This window comes from Nonomuraea sp. NPDC049758 (assembly GCF_040674635.1).
Classification (GTDB): domain Bacteria; phylum Actinomycetota; class Actinomycetes; order Streptosporangiales; family Streptosporangiaceae; genus Nonomuraea.
Genome location: NZ_JBFAMZ010000004.1, coordinates 248,717 through 270,922 on the forward strand (window position 1 = coordinate 248,717; position 22,206 = coordinate 270,922).

General features: G+C 72.5%; 24 protein-coding genes and 1 tRNA gene. 11 read left to right on the plus strand and 14 right to left on the minus strand.

Translation table 11 applies throughout. The annotated features are described in order from the left end of the window. Positions 1 to 106 precede the first annotated feature (106 nt). Positions 107 to 826, plus strand: coding sequence for a FadR/GntR family transcriptional regulator (locus tag AB0J46_RS12595; protein ID WP_357972908.1), 720 nt, complete (start codon positions 107 to 109; stop codon positions 824 to 826). On the opposite strand, the gene AB0J46_RS12600 is transcribed toward AB0J46_RS12595, so the two are convergent. Continuing rightward, complete coding sequence (locus AB0J46_RS12600; RefSeq protein ID WP_364330206.1) at positions 814 to 1,398, minus strand: HD domain-containing protein; 585 nt, start codon at positions 1,396 to 1,398, stop codon at positions 814 to 816. The genes AB0J46_RS12595 and AB0J46_RS12600 overlap by 13 nt on opposite strands. Before the next feature lie 31 nt (positions 1,399 to 1,429). Between AB0J46_RS12600 and AB0J46_RS12605 the strand changes: the two genes are divergently transcribed. Beyond that, positions 1,430 to 2,278 carry a DUF4429 domain-containing protein gene (locus AB0J46_RS12605; RefSeq protein ID WP_358288377.1) on the plus strand — a complete coding sequence of 283 codons (849 nt, stop codon included), beginning with the start codon at positions 1,430 to 1,432 and terminating at the stop codon, positions 2,276 to 2,278. A 67-nt stretch (positions 2,279 to 2,345) separates the two neighbouring features. On the opposite strand, the gene AB0J46_RS12610 is transcribed toward AB0J46_RS12605, so the two are convergent. Continuing rightward, positions 2,346 to 2,597 carry a hypothetical protein gene (locus tag AB0J46_RS12610; RefSeq protein ID WP_364330210.1) on the minus strand — a complete coding sequence of 84 codons (252 nt, stop codon included), beginning with the start codon at positions 2,595 to 2,597 and terminating at the stop codon, positions 2,346 to 2,348. Positions 2,598 to 2,722: 125 nt separating this feature from the next. Here AB0J46_RS12610 and AB0J46_RS12615 point away from each other — a divergent pair, with 125 nt between their 5' ends. Further along, positions 2,723 to 3,283, plus strand: coding sequence for an NADAR family protein (locus AB0J46_RS12615; RefSeq protein WP_364330213.1), 561 nt, complete (start codon positions 2,723 to 2,725; stop codon positions 3,281 to 3,283). On the opposite strand, the gene AB0J46_RS12620 is transcribed toward AB0J46_RS12615, so the two are convergent. From AB0J46_RS12620 to AB0J46_RS12635, 4 genes are all read right to left on the minus strand, one after another. Further along, the gene (locus AB0J46_RS12620; RefSeq protein WP_364330216.1) at positions 3,284 to 5,623 is read right to left on the minus strand and encodes a helicase-associated domain-containing protein; all 2,340 of its coding nucleotides are present in this window, start codon (positions 5,621 to 5,623) and stop codon (positions 3,284 to 3,286) included. Positions 5,624 to 5,703: 80 nt separating this feature from the next. Then, a tRNA-Lys gene (locus AB0J46_RS12625) sits at positions 5,704 to 5,780 on the minus strand. Between the two features lie 41 nt (positions 5,781 to 5,821). Beyond that, entirely contained in the window at positions 5,822 to 6,745 is a 924-nt protein-coding gene (locus tag AB0J46_RS12630; RefSeq protein WP_352352100.1) for a nucleoside hydrolase, read from the minus strand. Positions 6,746 to 7,031: 286 nt separating this feature from the next. After that, positions 7,032 to 7,424, minus strand: a complete 393-nt coding sequence (locus AB0J46_RS12635) for an OsmC family protein (RefSeq protein WP_358288389.1) — start codon at positions 7,422 to 7,424, stop codon at positions 7,032 to 7,034. Positions 7,425 to 7,476: 52 nt separating this feature from the next. On the opposite strand from AB0J46_RS12635, the gene AB0J46_RS12640 reads away from it, so the two are divergent. Together AB0J46_RS12640 and AB0J46_RS12645 are read left to right on the plus strand one after the other, a co-directional pair. After that, complete coding sequence (locus AB0J46_RS12640) at positions 7,477 to 8,187, plus strand: hypothetical protein (RefSeq protein ID WP_364330221.1); 711 nt, start codon at positions 7,477 to 7,479, stop codon at positions 8,185 to 8,187. A gap of 50 nt (positions 8,188 to 8,237) precedes the next feature. Continuing rightward, a complete protein-coding gene (locus tag AB0J46_RS12645) occupies positions 8,238 to 9,011 on the plus strand; it encodes an FAD:protein FMN transferase (protein WP_364330224.1) in 774 nt (257 codons plus the stop codon). Positions 9,012 to 9,040: 29 nt separating this feature from the next. Here AB0J46_RS12645 and AB0J46_RS12650 read toward each other — a convergent pair whose 3' ends face one another. Continuing rightward, positions 9,041 to 9,316: a hypothetical protein gene (locus AB0J46_RS12650; RefSeq protein ID WP_352319467.1), complete on the minus strand. Its 276-nt coding sequence runs from the start codon at positions 9,314 to 9,316 to the stop codon at positions 9,041 to 9,043. A gap of 115 nt (positions 9,317 to 9,431) precedes the next feature. Between AB0J46_RS12650 and AB0J46_RS12655 the strand changes: the two genes are divergently transcribed. Together AB0J46_RS12655 and AB0J46_RS12660 are read left to right on the plus strand one after the other, a co-directional pair. Beyond that, positions 9,432 to 9,812, plus strand: coding sequence for a phage holin family protein (locus AB0J46_RS12655; protein ID WP_352319465.1), 381 nt, complete (start codon positions 9,432 to 9,434; stop codon positions 9,810 to 9,812). Between the two features lie 10 nt (positions 9,813 to 9,822). Next, positions 9,823 to 11,154 carry an aromatic amino acid lyase gene (locus AB0J46_RS12660; RefSeq protein WP_364330228.1) on the plus strand — a complete coding sequence of 444 codons (1,332 nt, stop codon included), beginning with the start codon at positions 9,823 to 9,825 and terminating at the stop codon, positions 11,152 to 11,154. On the opposite strand, the gene AB0J46_RS12665 is transcribed toward AB0J46_RS12660, so the two are convergent. Continuing rightward, positions 11,096 to 12,079, minus strand: a complete 984-nt coding sequence (locus AB0J46_RS12665) for a LacI family DNA-binding transcriptional regulator (protein ID WP_364330231.1) — start codon at positions 12,077 to 12,079, stop codon at positions 11,096 to 11,098. The two genes, AB0J46_RS12660 and AB0J46_RS12665, sit on opposite strands and share 59 nt — an antisense overlap. Before the next feature lie 241 nt (positions 12,080 to 12,320). On the opposite strand from AB0J46_RS12665, the gene AB0J46_RS12670 reads away from it, so the two are divergent. Together AB0J46_RS12670 and AB0J46_RS12675 are read left to right on the plus strand one after the other, a co-directional pair. Then, on the plus strand, positions 12,321 to 13,181 hold the full coding sequence (locus AB0J46_RS12670; RefSeq protein ID WP_358288403.1) for an amidohydrolase: 861 nt from the start codon (positions 12,321 to 12,323) through the stop codon (positions 13,179 to 13,181). Between the two features lie 243 nt (positions 13,182 to 13,424). Then, positions 13,425 to 13,961 carry a cysteine dioxygenase family protein gene (locus AB0J46_RS12675; protein WP_364330235.1) on the plus strand — a complete coding sequence of 179 codons (537 nt, stop codon included), beginning with the start codon at positions 13,425 to 13,427 and terminating at the stop codon, positions 13,959 to 13,961. Here AB0J46_RS12675 and AB0J46_RS12680 read toward each other — a convergent pair. Continuing rightward, positions 13,933 to 14,598, minus strand: a complete 666-nt coding sequence (locus AB0J46_RS12680; protein WP_364330238.1) for a hypothetical protein — start codon at positions 14,596 to 14,598, stop codon at positions 13,933 to 13,935. The genes AB0J46_RS12675 and AB0J46_RS12680 overlap by 29 nt on opposite strands. Before the next feature lie 14 nt (positions 14,599 to 14,612). Beyond that, positions 14,613 to 15,785 (minus strand): MFS transporter, encoded by a 1,173-nt coding sequence (locus tag AB0J46_RS12685; protein WP_364330241.1) that lies wholly within the window; start codon positions 15,783 to 15,785, stop codon positions 14,613 to 14,615. A gap of 81 nt (positions 15,786 to 15,866) precedes the next feature. On the opposite strand from AB0J46_RS12685, the gene AB0J46_RS12690 reads away from it, so the two are divergent. Next, positions 15,867 to 16,838, plus strand: a complete 972-nt coding sequence (locus AB0J46_RS12690; protein WP_364330943.1) for a LacI family DNA-binding transcriptional regulator — start codon at positions 15,867 to 15,869, stop codon at positions 16,836 to 16,838. On the opposite strand, the gene AB0J46_RS12695 is transcribed toward AB0J46_RS12690, so the two are convergent. Beyond that, entirely contained in the window at positions 16,801 to 18,051 is a 1,251-nt protein-coding gene (locus tag AB0J46_RS12695) for an MFS transporter (RefSeq protein ID WP_364330244.1), read from the minus strand. The two genes, AB0J46_RS12690 and AB0J46_RS12695, sit on opposite strands and share 38 nt — an antisense overlap. A gap of 59 nt (positions 18,052 to 18,110) precedes the next feature. Between AB0J46_RS12695 and AB0J46_RS12700 the strand changes: the two genes are divergently transcribed. Further along, complete coding sequence (locus tag AB0J46_RS12700; RefSeq protein WP_364330247.1) at positions 18,111 to 19,097, plus strand: ArsR family transcriptional regulator; 987 nt, start codon at positions 18,111 to 18,113, stop codon at positions 19,095 to 19,097. Between the two features lie 14 nt (positions 19,098 to 19,111). On the opposite strand, the gene AB0J46_RS12705 is transcribed toward AB0J46_RS12700, so the two are convergent. Genes AB0J46_RS12705 through AB0J46_RS12715 form a run of 3 tightly spaced genes read right to left on the minus strand, consistent with a single transcriptional unit; the run spans position 19,112 to position 22,197 of the window. Then, on the minus strand, positions 19,112 to 19,972 hold the full coding sequence (locus tag AB0J46_RS12705) for a carbohydrate ABC transporter permease (RefSeq protein WP_364330250.1): 861 nt from the start codon (positions 19,970 to 19,972) through the stop codon (positions 19,112 to 19,114). Continuing rightward, a complete protein-coding gene (locus tag AB0J46_RS12710) occupies positions 19,969 to 20,850 on the minus strand; it encodes a sugar ABC transporter permease (protein ID WP_357972963.1) in 882 nt (293 codons plus the stop codon). The genes AB0J46_RS12705 and AB0J46_RS12710 overlap by 4 nt, the downstream gene beginning before the upstream one ends. Positions 20,851 to 20,904: 54 nt before the next feature. Next, the gene (locus AB0J46_RS12715; protein ID WP_364330253.1) at positions 20,905 to 22,197 is read right to left on the minus strand and encodes an ABC transporter substrate-binding protein; all 1,293 of its coding nucleotides are present in this window, start codon (positions 22,195 to 22,197) and stop codon (positions 20,905 to 20,907) included. Positions 22,198 to 22,206: the final 9 nt, after the last annotated feature.

Genomic DNA, 22,206 nt, shown 5'->3' on the forward strand with positions numbered 1-22,206 from the left:
GGACATCCCATGTCCTATCTTGTGCGTAACGTGGACGCTAAACGCCAGAGCGTCTTGAGGTCAACAGAGGATTTCCGGAATGTTACCTACGATGAAAGGAAGCTCCATGGCCGCAGTCCCGCGTCCGGCACGTCCCAGCCGGGCCGTCGAGGCCCAGGAGGGCGTCAAGGACCTGATCGTCAGGCGCGGGCTGGTCGCGGGCGACCCGCTGCCCACGGAGTCGGAGCTCATGGAGGAGCTGCAGGTCAGCCGCAACTCCGTCCGGGAGGCGCTGAAGGCTCTGCAGGCGGTCGGCATCGTGGACATCCGCCACGGCTTCGGCATGTTCGTGGGCCGGATGTCGCTGTCCGGGCTGGTGGACGAGCTGGCCTTCCACAGCCGCATCACCCTCCAGAACGGCCGCAACCACCTGGCGCACCTCATCGAGATCCGCGAGATCCTGGAGAGCGGGCTCGTCCAGCGGCTCATCGACCTCGGCCCGGAGGCCGACCTCGCCCCGGTGGCCGACGTCATGGCCCGCATGGACCACGAGTCGCAGGTCGGCGAGGTCTCCCCCGAGACCGACCGGCTCTTTCACGACCTGCTCTACCGGCCGCTCGGCAACCCGCTGGTCAGCCAGCTCCTCGGCGCGTTCTGGGACGTCTACCACCAGCTCCGCGACCACCTCGGCGCCCCCGACGAGCCGCCCGGCGACGTGGCCAGGCGGCACCGCGACATCTACGCCGCGGTGCTGGCCGGCGACCGGGCCGCCGCGGTGTCGGCCGTGTACGCGCACTTCGACGGCGTGCGCAACCGGCTGGCCCGGCTGGGGGGTCAGTCCGGGTAGCGGGCCACGCGCCTGGCCCAGGGCCGCCGCCACTCCTCGTACCACTCGGCGAACCACGGGTGGGGCGCGGCCAGCGGCACGATGTGGGCGACGGTCTCGTGGTAGTAGCGCTTCTGGAACCGCCAGTGGAGGCGCTGCAACTCCTGCACGTTGCTCACCCGGTCGGCCAGCTTCACCAGCACCGCCTGCGCCGGGGCCTTGGCCAGCGCGGCCAGGTGGTCGGCCTTCGCGCGCCCGGCGGGCCTGGTCACCCAGCGGACGAGCCCGGTCACCTCCGCGCCGAACCGCCGGGCCAGCTCCCGCTCGGTGCACGCGGTGTCCTCCAGCACGTCGTGCAGCACGATCGCGGTCAGCACGTCGGGGTCGTGCAGCCGTGCCCCGGCCACCGCCACCTCCAGCGCCTCCAGCAGATGCTCCACGTACGGCCGCCCGGTGGGACGCTGCTGCACGCCGTGCTGCGTCCGGGCGAAGCGCACCGCGTCGCGCAACCCCGTGACGGTCTGCGACGGGAGCGCCTCGGCCAGGGGGCCGGCGGCCTGGCCCCACGACATCCAGCTCGTGAAGATCTTCATCGGGCTCCTCTCGACGTCCTAGGCTGAGAATATGACCGAGATCGCCGTTCCCGACGGCTCGTGGACGTTCAACGGAGAGATGCTGCGCGTCGTCCCTGGCGGCGACAAGAACGTCCACGAGCTCCGCAAGGTGCTCGGCGAGGTCGCCGTGCCGCTGGAGGCCATCGCGACGTGCGCGTTCGAGCCCGGCCGCAAGGGCGGCCAGCTCCGCCTGCGCCTGCGCTACGGCGCCGACCCCCTGTCCGACCTCGTCGCCGGATCGCTGGCCGCCCCCGCCGACCCGTACCGGCTGGCGGTGCCCAAGGAGCGCGCCGGCGCGGCCCAGTACTTCGCCGACGAGGTCCGCGACACCCTGGAGATCAATCAGACGCCCAGCGGCCCCTGCGAGCACTACCTGCTCCCCGGCCCCGCCATCCCCGTCTCGGCCACGGCGGGCGACGGCACCGCGATCTTCGACGGCGAGCGCGTCCGCCTGGAATGGACGGGTTTCGCCAGCACGGAGAAGGAGCGGGCGGGGTCGCAGGAGTTCCCGCTGGCCGAGCTGGTGGGCGTGGAGTGGAAGCCGCAGTCCGGCCTCGGCTACGGCACCCTCCGCTTCCGGCTCAAGGGCGACGGGCCCGGCGCGTCCCCGCAGAAGGACCCCCACTGCGTGTCCTGGGGCATCCAGCGCTTCGGCGGCGCGACCGCGCTGGTCGGGGCCGCGGTGCTGGCCCGGCTGCCGCGCGAGCAGCCCGAGGAGCTGGAGCCGGCGGCCTCCGTCGGCGACGCCCACGACGCGGTGCTGCGCCGCCTGGCCGAGCTGGGCGAGCTGCACCGGTCCGGGGTGCTGACCGACGAGGAGTTCGCGGCGGCCAAGCAGGCCATGATCCGCCGGCTTTGATCGGCTCGGCCGGCTGTGACGGCCGCGGCCCGGAGGACGAGCCACCGGGCCGCGGCCGGTCAGGCAGTTATCGGGTCAGCACCATCAGCGTGAAGAAGCCGGTGTACTGGCAGAAGTACGACAGGTAGGTGCCGTTCGCCTTGAGCTCCTTGCCCTTGGCGATGCACTTGGCCTCACTGCTGTAGTCGCCGTACTTGATCCAGGTGGAGGCGGCGACCGAGGTGGTGGCGGAGGCGGCGGGCGCCGTCATCGCGGTGCACGTCGCGGCCAGGGCGACGGCCGCGACGGAGGTGGCGGCGGCGCGGGTGAGCTTGAACATGGACGTCCCTTCGGGGTCAGGGGGTCATGGCGGAGAAAACTAGATCATTTCCCTCCAGCATGATCATAATCATCCGCCGGCCTAATCGGCTTGGCCGGCGTCCGTCCCTGTGGGACGGTTGAGCGGTGTCCGACCAGCTTCCCCGTACCGTTGACGAGGCCGTCGAGGCGGAGCGGAACGGCCGCCGGCCGCGCTACCTCCACTTCTGGGGCCACCGCCCGGCCCGCGACGGCGGCCCCGGCCGCGGCTGCCTGTCGCAGTGGTGGCCGGTCACCTTCACCGAGGGCGGCCACACCTTCGCCTCGGCCGAGCACTACATGATGGCCCACAAGGCGTGGCTGTTCGGCGACCACGACAGCGCCGGCCGCATCCTCCTGGCCGCGACCCCGGGCGAGGCCAAGAAGCTCGGCCGCACCGTGCGCGGCTTCGACGAGGCCGTCTGGGACGCCCACCGGCTCGACATCGTCACCCGCGCCTCGCTCGCCAAGTTCGGGGCGCACCCGGCCCTGCGGGAGTTCCTGGTCGGCACCCGCGCGCACGTGCTGGTCGAGGCCAGCCCGCTGGACCGGGTCTGGGGCATCGGCCTGGCCGCCGACGACGAGCGCGCCGCGTCCGCGGCGACCTGGCGCGGGCTGAACCTGCTCGGTTTCGCGCTGATGGCGGCCCGCGACGAGCTGGACGCCTGATCAGGTCAGCACTTTGGTGATCTTCGCCAGGTCCAGCAGCCGGAACTCGGCGGGCTCGTGGCACCACACGTCCAGATCCGCGCCGCGCACCTCCGGGCCGCTGACGGTGAGCTCCTCGCCGTCGTGGACGATCCGGGCCGTGCCGTGGTACTGCAGCTCCATCGCCACCCGTTCGCGGGCCTTGGGCGACAGGGCGGTGGCGTACCGGGCGAAGAGGTCGCGCAGGCCGTGGTGGCCCGGCAGCGGCTCGCCGGCGTTGGTCACCAGCCAGGCGGCGGCGCGTTCCGGGCTGAGGACCCCCTGCGCGCGGCCGGCCGGACGGGCCGGGGCGCGCCGGGGCGTGCGGCCGGTCACGGTGAGCGTGCCGTCGGCCTCGCGGGCGACCGGCGCGTACCCGGCCTCCCTGAGCAGGGCCAATGTCTGCGCCGGGTCGAGCGCGCTGGCCAGGACGGTGGGCGCCAGCAGGCGCGGACGCAGCTTGGCCAGCCTGCGATGCGCGGCCAGCTCGGCCAGCAGGGCCTCGTCGTCGCCCACCACGCAGCAGCCCACCGGGACCACCTCGATCTCCCCGTGCCGCCGGGCGACGTCGTGGATCAGGTACGTCAGGGGCTGCGGCAGCGGGCCGGCGGCCACCTCCTCCAGGGCCGAGACGAGATCTGCGGCGGTGTGACCGGCGTCCAGGGCGCGGCGCACCGAGGACGCGCCGAACCGCCACGAACCGCCGGGCTCGCGGTCGGCGGCCCGGTCGAGGACCTCCGTCAGGGCGGCGGCGGGCGGGCCGGTGACCACGGCGGTCAGGTCGGTCCCGAACAACGCCTGCCGCCGGGCGGCGGCCAGCAGCCCGGCGGCGGCTTCGCTCACCCGTGGCCCGGACGGCGTCCGGAGGGCCAGGCCGGGCGGGCTGAGGGCGTCCGCGCCGAGCAGGCCCAGCAGCCTCGACTCGGCCAGCACGGCGAGCACGACCTCGCGGCAGCTCGCCCGCTGCAACAGCGGAAGGTGCCAGCTCGCGGCCGCCGCCACCTCCTCCGCGTCCGGCACGGCCGCCGCCTCTCCCGTCGCCGTCGCGCCCGGGAGCAGCCCGAACACCACCTCCCGGATGACGCTGGACGGTGTCCCGGTCCCGGCGGGGGCGAGCGGGGTGCGGGGTTTGCCGTCGTACCGGCGGGTCGGGCTGATCGGCAGCCGCCACCACGCCTCGGCCAGCGCGGCGTAGCGGTCGGCCGGCGACAGGCGCAACCACGCGTCGTAGGCCCTGGTCGGCGAGACCCCGGCAGGCCGGGTCTCGGTCGCGCGCCGGGTGCGCACCTGCGTGAGCGGGTTGGCGGCCAGCAGCCCGGCGGCGTGCACGAGGTCGAGCAGCAGGCGGACCTCGTCCTCGGCGCAGCCCAGCCGGCCGGCCAGGCGGCGCACCTCCTTGACGCCGACGCCGCCGCCCTTCAGTTCGGGCAACGGCTGCGCCGCCGCGTCCTGCAGCAGGGCCGCGGCCCGGTCCAGGAGGCGCAGGGCGGCCACGGACGCCTCGTGCGCGACCAGGTCGGCGGCGACCGGCCGGGTACGGACCGCCGGCTGCTCGACCGGCAGGTCGATCCGGTGGTCAGGCCCGCGCAGCGCGAGCGCGACCTCCATGGGCATGACGTAGGTGCGCTCCCAGTCGACGCTCCAGACGAGACCGTGGTCGCGGGCCCACCGCGCCGGGGTCGCCGGCCGCCGCGGCTGGTGCTGGCCGCGCGGCGGGAACTCGTCGAGCACCCGTGCGGGCCCGCGTTCGAGGAAGTCGTCGAGCAGCTCGCGGGTGCCCGCCGGGGCGCGGGCGACCAGCCGGGCCAGGCTGCCGGGATCGCGAAGGGCCGTGGTGATCGACTCGATCAGCGCCGCTCTGCGCGGCGTTCCCGTGCCGCCCAACCGCCGGTGCACGTCGATCAGCTCGGCCACGGTGACGTGCGCGAGCAGCCCGGACAGGTCGGGGCCCAGCCCCAGGGGCGTCGGCAGCACCGCGGGCAACCCGGCGGCCAGGTGCAGCGCGCCGCCCTCGCCCCGCCGTACGAGCGCGACGCGTTCGAGCCGGTCGATCAGCTCCGGCAGGTCGGCGCCGGCGGCCACCAGGTCGGACAGCGGCCGGCCGCTGCGGGCCGACACCAGGATCGCCTCCACCAGCAGCAGGCAGGGCAGCGGCGTCCGGGACAGCGCCAGGTGCACGGACTCCGGCGCGTCGAGCCGCTCGGCCAGCTCCGCCAGCCGCCGCGGCGGCACGGGCCGCAACACGTCGGGCCGCGCCGCCAGCAGCTCGGCCAGCCGCTCGCGCCCCAGCCCCGCCAGCCATTCCGCAAACGTCTCGTCCACCGACCGATTGTCGCAAGCCGCGGAGAGCGAAGGAGCCCGGAAAGCAGCGAAACCGCCTGGTGAACCAGGCGGTTTCGGTGTGGTGCGCCGCCAGGGACTCGAACCCCGGACCCGCTGATTAAGAGTCAGCTGCTCTAACCAACTGAGCTAGCGGCGCAACAGGGTCAACTGTATCAGCCGCCGGACGGTGCCCGCACATCAGCCGAGCCGCTCCCCCAGCCGCCCGTACGCCCCCAGCACCAGGTCCCAGAACCCCTTCACGTCCACGGACGTCGCCACCAGCGCGTTCGCCGGCCGTCCGCGCAGGTCGAAGTCGGTGACGGTCATCCCCCGCGTGTACGTCCCGGCGGTCTCCACGTTCACCACGGCCGGCACGCAGGTGAACAAGGACGGGTCCAGCACGTACGCGACCGCGCAGGCGTCGTGGATGGCCGGGCCGCCCTCGGCCGTCACCACGCCGTAGAACTGCGCGGCGGGCACCAGCAGCTCCGACAGCCGGCCGAGCGGCCGCATGCGGTCGAGCACGTCCGCGGTGACCAGGGCGGACAGGGTCACGTCGAGGCCGAGCTGGCGGACCTGCCAGCCGGCCTCGAAGACGATCGCCGCGGCCTCGGGGTCGGCCAGCATGTTGAACTCGGCCGCCGGGTTGTGGTTCCCCCGGGTGTACGAGCCGCCCATGATCACCAGCTCCCGGGCCCACTCCACGACGCGGGGCTCGCGGCGTACGGCGAGGGCGATGTTGGTCAGCGGGCCCACCGCGACCAGGGTGATCTCACCAGGGGCAGCACGCAGGGCGTCCACGATGAAGTCCACCGCGTGCCCCTCCGACAGGGGACGCACGGGGGCGGGCAGGACGACGTCGCCGAGACCGGTGTCGCCGTGGACGTGCCCGGCGCGGACCGTGCGGTGCAGCAGGGCGCCCGCGCTGCCGGGCGTGACCGGCACGTCGCCGAGGTCGAGGAACTCCCTGAGCGCCAGCGCGTTCGCGGTGGTCAGCTCCAGGTCGACGTTGCCGCCCACGGTGGTGACGCCCACGACGTCGAGGTCGGGGGAGCCGGCGGCGAGGGCCAGGGCGAGGGCGTCGTCGATGCCGGGGTCGCAGTCGATGAGAACTTTCTTCACACCACAGGACAATACGCATGGCCGATGGCAGGTGAGGCAGCGCCTGTGCCGGCTGCGGGCATGGATCGGGGCCGGGCAGTTCCCCCAAATCTGCCCGGCCCCGATCGGTGGCGGTCCAGGCCGACGTCTTCCCCCAAAAACGTCGGCGGTCCCGCACTCGCGGACCGCGGTCCCCCTCCGCGTCCGCATCGGTGAAGGTCTGTTGTGGCCTCTCGACCTGCTACAACGCTACCGAGACGAATGCAACGGTCGCGTCATAACGGGGTCGAATAAGCGTTTAATCCGACTAGGGAAGCTCCAATCGAACCTCTGTACCGTCCTGCAACGATCTGCTCACCGTGCAGTACTTGTCGTGCACCCGCCCGGCCACCGCCCTGAAGACCTCGTCGGCCGCCTCCGAGGGCAGCTCCACGTCGTAGGTCACCGTCACCGGCCCGAGCTTGTTCGGCTCGACCTTCTCCGACTCCACCGTCATGGCCAGGCGCACCAGCCGGTGCCCGCGCTTGGCCGTGAGCGGCTCGACGGTCACGATGTTGCAGCCGCCCACCGCCGCGAGCAGCAGCTCGACCGGGGTGAACACGCCCTCGTCGTCGCCGCCGCCGATCTTCACCTCGGCGCCGCGGGCGTTCGTGGCCCGGAAACCGCCGTCTTCTGTCCGCTCAACACGCACGTTAGCCATGTTTCAGACCTTACTCAGAAAGCTCTCATGTTCCTTCAGCATCGTCGTAGACATGGCTAGTGAGGTGAATGCGAGTCACGGTCCCATCCTCTTCTGGTGCGGGGTCGCGGTCGCCGAGTTCGGCGCGATCCAGCCGGGGTTCGGCTACCCCTGGCGGCCCACCGCCTACGCCGCCGCGGCGTTGCTCGTCGCGCTCGGCTTCGCCACCGTCAAGGCCGCCGACCTGCTCCGCACCGAGCAGGCCCGGCAGCGGCTGCGGCTCGGCGGCTACCTAGCCGGCGCGCTGCTGGTGGCCCACGAGCTGAGCTCCACCGCGTACGTGACGGAACTCAGCCGCGTCGGTTCACTGCTGCTGTACGCGACGGCGGCGGTCATGGCGGTCCGCAGCCACACGGTCGTCCCGCAGACCAGGGGCAGGGTGCTGATCGTGTCCGGCATGGACCCGGAGACCCTGCGCACCCGGCTGGCCGGCGCGGGCACCAGGACGGACACCGTGGCCGTCTACCGGGCCGAGCGCGCCACCAGCGAGCTGCGCGACCTGGAGACCAGGTACGGCCTCATCCTCGTCACCGGCGCCGAGCACGACCCGAGGGCCAAGGAGCGCATCAGCGCCTCCGGGCTCAGCCGCGAGATCCCCGACATCGCCGAGCGCGAGGTGGTCGTCGAGGGCCCGCGCCCGTTCACCCGGTACGTCGGCGGCGCATTGTCACGCCTCGCGATCCCGAGGTCACGGGTCCATTTCAAACCAGGGCAAAAGGTTTAGCCCCACGTTACGGCCGACGTGAGAGCGTGGGCAGCGGACAAGGAGGCCAGGTGACGATTTTCCCCGGAAGCGCCCGTGTCGACACGGTCATGGGCATGCCCGTCAGTGTGGACATCCGCACGGCTCTGCCGGCCCGAGAGCTCACCCCCCTGCTCGACGACGCCTTCTCCTGGTTGCGCTGGGTGGCCGACACCTTCAGCCCGGCCAAGGAGGACAGCCAGATCTGGCGCCTCAACCACGGCCTGACCATCAGGCAGATCCCCGAGCTCGTCGAGGTCCTGCACCGCTGCGAGGAGCTGGGCGAGGCGACCGGCGGCTGGTTCGAGCACCGGATCAACGGCGTGATCGACCCGTCCGGCTACATCAAGGGCTGGGCCCTGGAACGCCTGTCGCGGGCGCTGTGCAACGCGGGCGCCGGCGACCACCGCATCAACGCGGGCGGCGACATCAGGGTGCGCGGCTCGGCCGCCCCGGGCAAGCCGTGGCGCGTCGGCATCCGCGACCCGCGCACCGACGTCGTCAGGAAGGCGCTGTTCGCCCACGACCTCGGCATCGCCACCTCGGGCGGCGCGGCCGTGGTGGACCCGCGCACCGGGGAGCGCCAGCAGACGCTCGGCTCGGTCACCGTGATCGGCCCCGACCTCGGCGTGGCCGACGCCTACGCCACCGCCATGTACGCCATGGGCCCTGCCCTGGCCAGACGGTTCGCGACCGACCTGGCCGAGGCCGGCGCGTACGACACCATGATCGTGCTCCGGGACGGCCAGGAGGTCAGCACGCCGGGCATCTCGGGCATCGCCGCGGGGGCGCGCCTGGCCGGCTGAGGTGCGGCCCAAGCACCGGGATTCAGGCGTCAGGCGTCGGGATGATCGCGCAGATATTCCAGGTAGATCGGGCGCAACGCCTCGCCCAGCTCACCCTCGCCCGCCGCGAGCGCGTCGCTGAGCAGCGCGGACACCCGGCTGAGGTCGTTGGCGGTCTCACTCTCGTGACCGCTCGCGGCCTCGGCGGCCGGGATCACCTTCAGCAGGTTCCACAGGAAGCCCAGATCCCCATGGCGTACGGCGTACCGCACCGCTCGGTCGTGCAACTCCGCCGCGGGCAACGAATCAAGACCATTAGCGTCCATCCCGCTCCCTTTCCCGACATGAGTCACAGGTAACCGCCGCCACCGTGCGTGCTCGACCGGCTTCGCGCGGTCGATCTATCGCGCCGGCGATCGCGAAGTGGGAGGATCAACCAGCGTGAGATTCATCATCAGAACCGTGGCCGCGGCCGCCGCCCTCTGGGTCGCCATCCAGCTCCTCGACGGCATCAAGATCACCGCCCCGGAGAACTCGGCCAAGTACTGGGGCGTCCTGCTCCTCGTGGCCCTGATCTTCGGTGTCGTCAACGCCATCGTGAAGCCGATCGTCAAGGCGCTGGGCTGCGCGGTCATCGTGCTGACCCTCGGGTTGTTCCTCCTCGTCATCAACGCGGCCATGCTGCTGCTGACGAGCTGGATCGCCGGCCAGTTCGACATCCCCTTCCACGTCGACAACTTCTACCCCGCCGCCTTCTGGGGCGCGATCATCATCAGCGTGGTCAGCTGGCTGCTCGGCCTGTTCATCCCCGACAACGACTGATCCCCTCCCCATGCAGCTCAACGGCGCCGGCCTGACCTGCGCCCAGGTGCACGAAGCCGCCCACGGCCGGGCCCGGGTCACGATCGGTCCCCTCGATCGGGCCCGGGCCTCGTGGGCCACCGCCCAGGGGCTGACCGGCCCCGTCTACGGCCGCAGCACGGGCGTGGGCGCCAACCGGGACGTCCGGCTCGACTCCCCCGGTCTCGGCCTGCTGCGCAGCCACGCCTGCGGAGCAGGTCCCCTGGTGGCCGACGAGCGCGCACGGGCCATGCTCGTCGTGCGGCTCAACCAGCTCGTCGCGGGCGGCTCGGGCATCGACCCCGCCGTGCTGCCCGTCCTGGCCGAGGCGGTCACCGGCGGGTTCACGCCGCCGGTCCGCACGTACGGCGCGATCGGCACCGGCGACCTGACCGCGCTCGCCACCACGGCCCTGTGCCTGCTGGGCGAGGTGCCCTGGCGGCGGGCGGGCGAGGAGACGGCCGGGCCGCGCTTCGCGCTCGCCTCCGGCGACGCGCTGCCCTTCATCAGCTCGGGCGCGGCCACGCTGGCCGACGCCGCGCTGGCCTGCCACCGGCTGGGCGTGCTGCTGGAGGCGGCCATCGACGTGGCCGCCCTGTCCTTCACCGCGGTGGACGCCTCCGCCGAGCCGCTGGCCGCCGCCGTCCAGGAGGCCAGGCCGCATCCGGGCCAGTCGCGCGTGGCCGGACGCCTGCGCGGCCTGCTCACCCACGAGCTGGCCACCCGCGTCCAGGACCCGTACGGCTACCGCGCCTTCGCGCAGGTGCACGGCGCGGCCGTGGACGCGTTGGAGCGTGCCACCGTCACCGTCGAGACCGACCTGAACGCCGCCACCGAGAACCCGCTCATCACCGACACCCTGGCCTGGCACAACGGCAACTTCCACTCGGCCCCGGTGGCCCTGGCCCTCGACGCGCTGCGCGCCGCGCTGGCCCAGACCGCCCAGCTCAGCACCGCCCGCCTGGCCACCCTCATGAACCCCGCCTACACCGGGCAGCTGCCCTTCCTGGCCGACCGGCCGGGCGCCTCCGGGCTGATGATCCTGGAGTACGTGGCCCAGGACGCCCTGGCCGAGCTGCGCCACCTCGCGGCCCCCGTGACGACCGGCACCGCGGTGATCTCGCTGGGCACCGAGGACCACGCCGGTTTCGCCACCCAGGCCGCCCGCCACGCGCTGCGCTGCCTCGAACCGCTGGAGATCGTGCTGGCCTGCGAGCGCGCCGCCGCCGTGCGGGCCCGCAAGGGGGCACGGCCCGACGGGCAGCTCACCGACGAGCTGGACGAGGCGCGGGCGGCGCTTGCGCGACCGAGCCCCGCTCCCTGAGCGTCGGCTCCTGGACCACCCGGCGGCGGCGGGTGCCGCCGTCGGCCGCGGCCGCGATGAGCCGCACCGCGGCCCTGACGATGCCGTCGATGTCCCAGTCGACGGTGGTCAGGCCGGGGGTGAGCAGCCCCGACATGGGATGGTCGTCGTAGCCCATGACCGACACGTCGCCCGGGATGGACAGGCCCAGCTCCTTGGCCGCGGCGTAGACGCCGTAGGCGATGGAGTCGGCGAAGCAGAAGACCGCGCTCGGCCTGGACGTGGAGAGGATCTCGTGGGCCGCCGAGGTGGCCGCCGTCAGGTCGTGGGGGGCCGTGACGACCTCGATGTCGAGCCCCAGCCGGTCGGCCTCGGCCAGGACGTGCACGTCGGCCGGACGGTCGGGGGTGCTGGCCTGGGTGGGCGTGAGCACGGCCACCCGCCGGTGACCGAGGCCGGCCAGGTGTTCCAGGGCCAGCGTGACGCCCCGGCGGTTGTCGAAGACGACCTCGCCAGCCGTGCCCGCCAGTGAGTCGCCGATCGCGACGACGGGCAGCGACTCGCACAGCTCGGCCCAGAACGGCGCGGCCGGGTCGACCGGCTGCACGATCATGCCGTCGACGCGCTGGTCGCGGAGCTGCTGGGCGAGCATGCGCTCACGGTCGGGGTCGCCGACCGCGTCGAGGATCAGGGCATAGCGGTCTTTCTCCCGCAGGCCCCTGCTGATGCCGACCGCCAGCGACTGCTGCCACAGGTCTTCGAGCGAGCCGCAGAGCAGGCCGATCATGCCCGTGCGGCCGCTGGCCAGGGCCCTGGCGATGGGGTCGGCCTCGTAGCCGAGCTCGGCGGCGGCGGCGCGCACGCGCTCCATGGTCTCCTCCGAGACCTGCATGCCGCGCAGCGCATAGGAGACGGCCGCCGGAGACAGACCGGTCGCGCGGGCCACTTCCCGAATCGTCGCTCTCTTCCGCGGCATCCCGCCAGCCTATTGCCTGCCACCGACAGAAGCCGGACTCCCGCACGGGCTCGCGGGGTTCTTCTCGGACCGCCCTCGACGTGCGAACCGTTGACAAATAGGGCAGTGAAGCGGTTCACTGAACCGTATCACTGAAACGGTTCACTTGTTTGATTTCGCAGTACAGTTCGTTTACCTGTAATCTCAGTAGGAAATAGAGGGAGGTGTGATCGTGAGCATCGACGTGCACCAGCACCTGTGGACGGGTTCGTTCGTCGCCGCGCTGCGCGCTCGCACCGTCCCGCCCCGGCTCGACGGCTGGACGCTGCTGCTCGACGGCGAGCCGCCGTACGAGGTGAACCCGGCCGACCACGAGCACCGGGACACGACCGGGCTCGACCTGGCGCTGGTGTCGATGTCGAGCCCGCTGGGCGTGGAGTTCCTGCCGCCGGAGGAGGCGTGGCCGCTGATCGACGCCTACCACGAGGGCGCGCTCGGGCTGGGCGAGCCGTTCGGGGTGTGGGCGGCGACCTGTCACAGCGAGCCCGATCCGGAGCGGCTGGCCAAGGACCTCGACCGGGGGCTGGCCGGGCTGCAGATCCCGGCCACCGCCGTACCCGACGACCGGCTGCTCGACGTGCTCACCGAGCGGGACCTGCCGCTGTTCGTGCATCCCGGGCCCGCCGCCGTGCCGCCGCCGCCGGGGACGCCGCCGTGGTGGCCGGCGCTGGTGCCGTACGTGCAGCAGATGCACGCGGCCTGGCACCACTTCCACGCCGTGGTCCGGCCCCGGCATCCTCGGCTGCGGGTGTGCTTCGCGCTGCTGGCGGGGCTGGCGCCGCTGCACTCCGAACGGCTCATCGCCCGTGGCGGCACCGGGCGCGGCCTGGTCGATCCCGGTTTCTACGTGGAGACGTCCTCGTACGGGCCGCGCGCCATCGACGCGATCGTCCGCGAGCTGGGCGTGGACGTCGTCGTCAACGGCTCCGACGCGCCGTACGCCACCGCCCCCGACCCCGGCCTCGGCACCGCCGCCCACCACGCCATCCACTCCACCAACCCCCGCCGCCTCCTGGGTCTCCCCCCACCATGACCCCGCGAGGGAGCGCCGGCGTCTGGAGGAGCGGCGGGAGCGCAGCGACCAGAGCGGGGGAAGACGCCGGCATATGGCGACCGAGCCCGCCTCACGCAGTGAGGCCATTGAACACGCGAGGGAGCGCCGGCGTCTGGAGGAGCGGCGGGAGCGCAGCGACCAGAGCGGGGGAAGACGCCGGCATACAGGCGACCGAGCCGCCTCACGGAGTGAGGCAATTAGATACAGAAAGGAGACTCGTACGTGAGTGACATCCAGATCCAGGGGCGGGGCGTGTGTGCCGGGCTGCCGGAGCGCACGCTCGACCGGCGTGAGCTGCGCGACCTGGTCGACGAGCTGGCCGCCAACCCGCAGGAGTGGCGTGACATGGTCGACTTCCCGGCCGACGGCGGACGGCACTACGCCTCCCTGTACCGGGACGCCTATGTGGACGTCTGGGTGCTGTGCTGGCGTCCTGAGGACGACACGGGCTGGCACGACCACGACATCTCCTCGGGCGCGGTGCACGTCGTGCAGGGGGCGTTGCAGGAGTGCAACCCGCGCATCGGCGGCGAGCACCTGGAGACCGTGGTGCCGGCCGGGCAGTCGTTCTCGTTCGGGCCCGACCACATCCACCGGCTCGGCGGCGCGGCGGGCGAGAGCGTCTCGATCCACGCGTACTCGCCGCCGTTGTGGCGGCTCGGCCAGTACTCCATCGACGACAGCGGCGTCATGCGCCGGGTGTCGGTGAGCTACGCCGACGAGCTGCGTCCTATGAACGAGCCGGTCGCTGTGGCCTGAGCACGCAGCAGCTCCCGCACGCCTCGACGTCGGGCAGGGTGATCCACAGGCAGCACGTCCTGCGGAAGTAGCCGTCGTCGGCGGGCTCGACCAGCCCGTCGACCGGGCTGCCGAGCTCGGCGAGCAGGGCCATGTAGTCGCCCTTGACGATGCAGGTCAGCGGATGGGCGAACGCCTCGGCGGTCGAGCCCCACAAGGTGCGCTCGCCGACCTTGGCGAGCGCGCTGATGGCCTTGACCAGCGGCTGCTGCGCCTCGGCCAGCGACTCGCGGATGGGTTCGACGCCCGTGCCCCAGCTCACGCGGCTGGCGGCGATCGTCACGCCGGCGTCGGAGACCTTGAAGTAGGTGTCGGCCAGCCGCATGACGGGGACGCGGCCGTCGAGGGCCCAGCCGAGCGCCATGGGCAGGGTCTGCCAGTAGCCGAAGGTCTTCCAGAACAGCGCCGCGCCGACGTGCCGGGGCGCGTTCCAGCGTGCTGCCGTCTGCCCGACCAGGCCCGCCAACAGCGTGTACGGCTCCCGCACCAGGTCGGCGGCGGCCGTCCAGCTCTCGTCGGGGTCGATGACGAGCCCTGGCTCGACCCCGATGACACCGCCCCGGCCGTCGGCCAGACGCTGGAGAGCCTCGGTCAGCACGCTGCGGATCCCTTCTACAGGTTAGCCTTACCTAAGGTAGCAGGGCGTCCGGCGAACCATCCAGCCACCAGCTGGGCCCCGAGGACCCCCAGGCCGACCGTCAGCGGCACGGTCCAGCCGCCCGAGACCTCCCTCAGGTAGCCGAACAGCAGCGGGCCGAGGGCGGCCACGACGTACCCCACCGACTGGGCCACGGCCGACAGCGCGGTCACGCCGGCCGGATCGGCCGGGCGCAGGGCGATGATCAGCAGCACCAGCGCGAACGAGGCCCCCTGGCCGATGCCGAGCACGATCATCCACAACCACGGCACGGTGGCCGGGGCCAGCAGCACGCCGAGGTAGCCGAGCACGGTCAGCACGCCGGCGCCCACCACGTACGGCACCTGCGAGGCCCGGCGGCCGGCCAGCACCGGCACCGCGAGCGAGGTCGCGACCTGGACCAGGTTCGTCAGGCTGAGCAGGTAGCCGGCCTGGTCGGCGGGCAGGCCGACGTCGAGGAAGATGGTCGGCAGCCAGGCCAGCATGACGTAGAAGGTGAGCGACTGCAGGCCCATGAGCGCGGTCACGTACCAGGTGACGCGGCTGCGCAGGACGGCGCCGAACGGCCTCGGGCCGCCCTGCTCGGCGGGCCCGCCCCGGACCGCCTGCGGCAGCCAGAGCAGGGCCGCGAGCACGGCGGGCACGGCGAGCAGCGCCGAGACGCCGCGCCAGCCGAAGCCGGTGGCCCGCTCCAGCGGGATCACCAGGGCCGAGGCCCCGGCCGCGCCGGCCACCACGGCCGCGACATAGACGCCGGTGAGCAGGTTGACGCGCTCGGGGAAGTGCTGCTTGACGATGCCGGGCATGGAGACGTTCATGACGGCGATGGCGGTCGCGGCCAGCGCCGACCCCAGGTAGAGCATGGGAACGCCGTCGAGCCCGCGCAGGCACTCGCCGGCCGCGACCACGAGCAGGCCGGCCAGCAGCGTCCTGTCCAGGCCGATGCGCCGCGCGAGCAGCGGGGCCACCGGGCCGAACACGCCCAGGCAGACCACCATGACGGTGGTGATCGCGCCGCCGCCCGACGGCGACAGCCCCAGGTCTTTCATGATCTCGTCGAGCAGCGGTGACAGGCCCGCGATGGCGGGCCGCAGGTTGAGCGCGGCCAGCACGAACCCGGCCACCAGCAAGGCGTGTCGCAACGACATAGGGCACCTACTCTGGCACAGGCGTCTGACAACGTTGTCCGCCCGGGTGCAGTAGGACATGATCCATGCGTGAGACCGACGATGAAGGACGTCGCGGCGGCGGCGGGCGTGGCGCTCAAGACCGTCTCGCGCGTGGTCAACGGCGAGCCCGGCGTCCATCCGGCCACCGCCGAGCGGGTGCGGGCGGCCATCGACCGGCTGGGCTACAGCCGCAACGAGAGCGCCCGGGTCCTGCGCACGGGCATGACCGCCACCATCGGGCTGGTCATCGAGGACGTCGCCGACCCCTTCTACGCCGGTCTCAGCCGGGCCGTCGAGGACGTCGTCATCGACCACGGCTGCCTGCTGCTCAGCGGGTCCTCGGGCGAGGAGCCGGGCCGGGAGCGCGAGCTGGTCGAGACGTTCTGCGCGCGCCGGGTGGACGGGCTGATCGTCGTCCCGGCCGGTGACGACCACGCCTACCTGCGGGGCGAGCTGGAGGCCGGCACGCCCGTGGTGTTCGCCGACCGGCCGCCCGAGCCGGGGATCGAGGTGGACACCGTGCTCGCCGACAACGCGGGCGGGGCCGAGCAGGCCGTCCGGCACCTGCTCACGCACGGGCACCACAGGATCGCCTTCCTGGGCGACGATCCGGCGATCTACACCGCGGCGCGGCGGCTGGCGGGTTACCGGCGGGCGCTCGGCGGGCTGTTCGATCCGCGGCTGGTGGCGATGCGCCCGCCGTCGCTCGACGACGTACGGGCCGACCTGCGGCGCATGCTCGCCCTGGACGCGCCGCCGACCGCGCTGTTCACCGGGAACGGGCGGCTCACGGTGACCGCGTTGCGGGCCCTGGAGGGGCGGCGGCTGGCGCTGGTGGGGTTCGACGACTTCGAGCTGGCCGACCTGCTGCGGCCGGGGGTGAGCGTGGTGGCGCAGGATCCGGCCTGGATGGGCCGGGTGGCCGCCGAGCTGCTGTTCCGCCGCCTGCGCGGTGACGGCGGGCCGCCGGAGCACGTCGAGCTGCCCGTACGCCTCATCCCGCGCGGCTCCGGCGAGCTTCCCGTGACGTGACCGCAACAGAGGAACCAGCAGGGCCGGAGGGCTTGGAAGGGCGCAGGGGGCCGAGCAGGGCCAGCGCGACCAGGACGCCCGCCGCGCCCGCCGCGACGATCGCGCCCCCCGGCCCGATCGTCTCGCCCAGCACGCCGACCAGCGCCGCCCCGGCCGCCTGCCCCGTCATCAGCCCCGCCGACTGCAGCCCGAACGCCTGCCCGCGCCCCTCCTCGGGCACCGCGTCCGCGAACCGCCGCTGCAACCCGAGCTGGTACGACAGCCCCGCGGCCGCGCACGCGGCCAGCACCGCGGCCCACCCCACGCCGGGCCCGAGCGCGAACCCCAGCCACGGCACCCCGAGCAGCACGGCGAGCGGCGCCGACAGCCGCTCCCGCAGCGGCGGCGCGGCGAACCTGCCCACGGTGAACTCCCCCACCGCCATCCCGGCCGCCGCCGCGGCGAGCACCACGCCCGCCCGCCCCTCACCGCCCAGGTACGGCACGATCATCGCCTCCGCCCCGGCCAGGCACATCGTCGGCAGCCATCCGGCCAGCAGCAGCCCGCGCACCCGCCGGTCGGCCAGCAGCGAGCGGTTCACCCGCAACGTCTGCCGCACGGCCCCTGTCCCGCCGCTCCGCGCGGCGGCGCGGGCGGGACGGTCGGGCAGGCCGAACCGCAGGACCACCGCGCCGAGTGCCGACAGCGCGGCGGTGGCGGCCAGCGCGCCGGGCGCCCCGGCGAAGGCGAGGAACGCGCCTCCGGCCGCGAGGCCGCCGACCTGGGAGGCCGCCGAGGTGACCCCGATCACCGACCGGCCGAGCACGAACGCGTCCCCCGGCAGGACGTCCGGCAGCGCCGCCGACCTGGCCGCGCCGAACACCGGCGAGAACAGCCCGCTGACCAGCACCAGCGCCAGCATCCCCCACACCGGCAGCCCGGCGTAGGCGAGCAGCAGGCACACCGCGGCCCTGACCAGCTCGCCGGTCACCATCAGCGCCCGGGGCCGCAGCCGGTCGGCCAGCGACAGCAGGAACATCCCGCCCACGATGTACGGCAGCCACCCCGCCATGTAGGCCGCCGCCGACAATCCCGGGGAGCCCGTCCGCGCGTACACCAGCACGGACAGGGCCAGCATCTTGATCGATTCCCCGGTGACCAGCAGCGCGAAGCTGCCGAACAGTACCCGGAACTCCTTGACGGCGAACACGTCGCCGTACGTCGCCGCTCTCACGTCCCCGATGCTGCTGAACCGGCGCCCGGCCCGGCCATGGTTTCGGATATAACCGAAAGATGGCGCTGAAGATCCAGGTGACCCCGCAGGACCTGGTGGCCAGCAGGTTCGCGATCTCGCCGCTGATCGAGACCATGCACGCCCACTGGACGCTCGACGGCAGGAACGAGCCCGGCGTGCACCGCCGGTGGGTGGAGCGCTGGCGCGGCCCGTACCTCGACCTGGTGCGGCGGCATCCGGCGCTGCGCGCGGTGGCGGCGATCAGCGGCAACAAGGGCCATGCGAACGTCGACTTCATCGCCCCGCCGCCGGCCGGGATGAGCGTGCCGTTCGAGACCGAGCTGGCCTCCATGCGCCGGACCCCGGTCGCCCAGGCGCACGAGGAGATCGCCCGCGTTCTGGCGGCGCTGCCGCCGGCGCCGGAGCCGATCCGGGACCTGCTGTTCTCGCCGCGGGTGGTGCAGGTGCTGGCCGACGCGTACGAGGCGCTGTGGCGGGAGATCATCTCGGTCGGCTGGCCGCGACTCCACACGATCCTCGAACGCGACGTGATCCAGCGGGCCGGACGCCTGGCCGCCTACGGCTGGGCCGCCGCCCTGGACGACCTGAGCGACCAGGTGCGCTGGCGTCCGGACGGGCACATCGAGGTGCGCCTGCACACCCGCCACGGCTCGCACGTGCTGGGCGGCGGGGGCCTGCTGTTCGTGCCGACCGCCTTCTCCGGCTCGGTCGGCGTGTACCTGGAGGCGGCCTGGCCCAACGCGCTGGTCTACCCGGCCCGCGGCACCGGCGCCGCGGTCGGCGTGCCGGACGGCGACCTGGCGCTGCTGATCGGCCGCACCAGGGCGCGCCTCCTCACCGAGCTGGCCGTGCCCGCGACGACCACCCACCTGGCCGCCCTGCTCGGCCAGAGCCTCGGCGCGACCGGCGGGCACCTGGCCGTCCTGCGCAGGACGGGCCTGGTCGTCGGCACCCGCACCGGCCGTTCCGTCCTGTACGCCCGGACGCCGCTGGGCGACGCGCTGGCCGGCCGGTCACCGGCGTAGCGGGCCGCCCCGCGTCAGCCCTTCAGCGCGCCCGCCATCAGGCCGCGCATGAAGAACCGGCCGAGCAGCACGTAGATCAGCATGGTCGGGATCGAGGCCAGGATGGCCGCGGCCATCTGCTGGCTGTAGGGGGTGGCCTGGGCCCCGGCGATGTTGTTGAGCATGACGGTGGTCGGCCAGCTCTGCGGGCCGGTGATGAAGACGGCGAACAGGAAGTCGTTCCACAGGGAGGTGAACTGCCAGATGATCACCACCGCGATCGCGGGCCACGACACCGGCAGCACGACCGACCAGTACGCGCGCAGCATCCCCGCGCCGTCCACCCGCGAGGCCTCGATCAGCTCGTCGGGGATCGTGACGTAGTAGTTGCGGAAGATCAGCGTGCAGATGGGGATGCCGTACACGACGTGCGCGAGCACCAGGCCCGGGATGCCGCCGTAGAAGACGCCCTGCAGCCCGGTCTGCTCGTTCAGCCAGACCATGAGCTTGACCAGCGGGATCATCACGCCCTGGTAGGGGATGAACATGCCGAACAGGAACAGCGTGAACAGCACGTCCGCGCCGGGGAAGCGCCATTTGGACAGCACGTAGCCGTTCATCGACCCGAACGCGCACGACAGCAGCGAGCCTGGGACGGCCAGCAGCACGCTGTTCCACAGGCCGGGGGCCAGCTTCTCCCAGGCCACCCGCCACGCCTCGGTGGTCCACGTCCTGGGCAGGTTCCACGCCTGGCCGGGGTCGGCCTCGGTGAGCGGCTTGAAGCTGGTGGCCAGCAGCACGTAGATCGGGACGAGGACGACGACCACCAGGGCGAGCAGCAGGCAGAACCGCACGATCCCGAACCCGGTCCTGCGCCGGGCCGCGACGGCCGTCATGGCCTGCGCTCCTTGCGCACCGACCAGATCAGGTACGGGATCACGAAGACCGCCACGCTGAGCACGATGTACGAGGCGATCGTGGCCCCCTTCGCCGGGTCGTGCGAGTCGTAGACCGCCACCCACATGAACACCGCGGGCACGTCGGTGATGATCTGCTTGCCGGACACCGCCACGATGAGGTCGAAGACCTTGAGCGAGATGTGCCCCAGGATGATCAGCGCCGACAGGGTGACCGGCCTGAGCATGGGCAGCACCACGTGCCGGTAGACGCCCCACTCGCCGGCGCCGTCCACCCGCGCGGCCTCGCGCAGCTCCTCGGGGACGCCGCGGAAGCCCGCCAGGAACAACGCCATGACATATCCGGACATCTGCCAGATCGCTGGGAGCGCCATCGCGGCCATCCCCCAGTCCGGGTCCCTGAACCACTGCCACTGCGGCAGCCCGATCGCGTCGAACAGCCGGTTCAGGCCGACCGCCCGCTCACCCGTCCCCGAGTTCATCAGCCACCGCCACACGATGCCGGTCGCGACGAACGACACGGCCATCGGGAACAGGTAGATCGCCCGGAACGTGCCCTCCCCCCAGATCCCCTTCTCCATGAGGAACGCCAGGAACCAGCCCAGCACCAGCGCCCCCGCCACGAACGCGATCGTGAACACGATCGCGTGGTCGACCGACAGACGCCAGCGCGCCTGGTCCCAGATGTCGACGAAGTTCTTCAGCCCCACGAACGTGCCCTCGGACACCTCATCGTGCTGGTCCGTCATGGCCAGGCGGAAGTTCCAGCCCAGCATGCCGTACACGAACACGCCGATCGCCACGATCGACGGCGCGACGAGGAGGAGTCCGGGCAGCCAGGTGCGTGCCCGCCTCACAACCGTTTCCCTTCGCGCGGGTACGGCGGGAGCGTCCCGCCGTACCCGCATGCGTCACTGAGCGTTGGCCTTGGCCGCGTCGGCCAGGGCCTGCTGCAGGCCCTTGACGTCCTTGCTGCCGATGAACAGCCCGACCGCCTCGTTGATCGAGGCCAGCCACGGCTGGCTCACCGACACGCCGTGCTGGATGGAGCCGGCCAGCTTGTCGCCCGACCAGTCCTTCAGCGCGTCGGCCAGGTAGTCGGTGTAGAGCGACTGGTCGGCGTCCTTGCGGGCGGGGATGGAGCCCTTCTTGGGGTTGAAGGCGTCCTGGCCCTCCTTGCTCGCCGCGACCTTCAGCCAGGCGACGGCCCCGTCCCGGTTCTTGGCGCCCTTGGGCAGCGTGAAACTGTCCGACAGCCACATGTAGGTGCCCTCGGTGCCGGGCGCGGGCGCCCAGTCGAAGTCCGTCTTGGACGTCTTGCCGAGGCCGCCCTCCGGCGGGTTGTGGAAGTAGCCGTAGGCCCAGTCACCCATGATGTTGAACGCCGCCTCGCCGTCGGCCACCTGCTTGGCGGCGGGCTGCCAGTCGTCCTGCGGGTCGCCCGCGTACGACATGATCTTGGCGTAGTTCTCCAGCGCCTTCGTCATCTGCGGGCCGCTCCAGTCGGCGCCCGGCTTGAACAGCGCGTTGTAGGCGTCGGTGCCGAGCGAGCCGAGCAGCACGTTCTCCAGCAGGTGGGTGGCGGTCCACTCCGAGCCGACGGAGATCGGGATCTTGCCCTTGGCCTTGACCTTCTCCAGGTCGGCGATGAACTCCTCGATCGTCTTGGGCGCGGCCGCGATGCCGGCGTCCTTGAGCACCTTGGGGTTGAACCACAGGACGTTGGACCGGTGGATGTTGACCGGCACCGAGTAGATCTTGCCCTCGACGCTGATCTGCTCGACGAGCTGGGCGGGGAAGACGTCCTTGAGCTTCAGCTCGTCGTACAGGAACGTCAGGTCCTCCAGGTTGCCCGCCTTGATGTAGCCCTGCAACTCGGCGCCGGCGTGCCCCTGGAACGTGTCGGGCGGCGTGCCGGCCTGCAACTTCGACTGCAACAACGCCTTGGCCTTGTCACCCGAGCCGCCCGCCACGGCGGCGTCGAAGAACGTGTAGTTCGGGTTCTTGTCCTCGAATATCTTCTTCATCGCCGCGAGGCCGTCGGCCTCACCGGGGCCCGTCCACCAGGAGAAGACCTCCACCTGCTGCTTGCCGCCGCTCGACGAACCCGGATCGGAAGTCTGGCCGCCGCTGCCTCCGCCGCAGCCCGCCAGGCCCAGAACGCCCGCCATCGTGATCGAGACGGCCGCTAACCACCGTCGCATCGCACACCA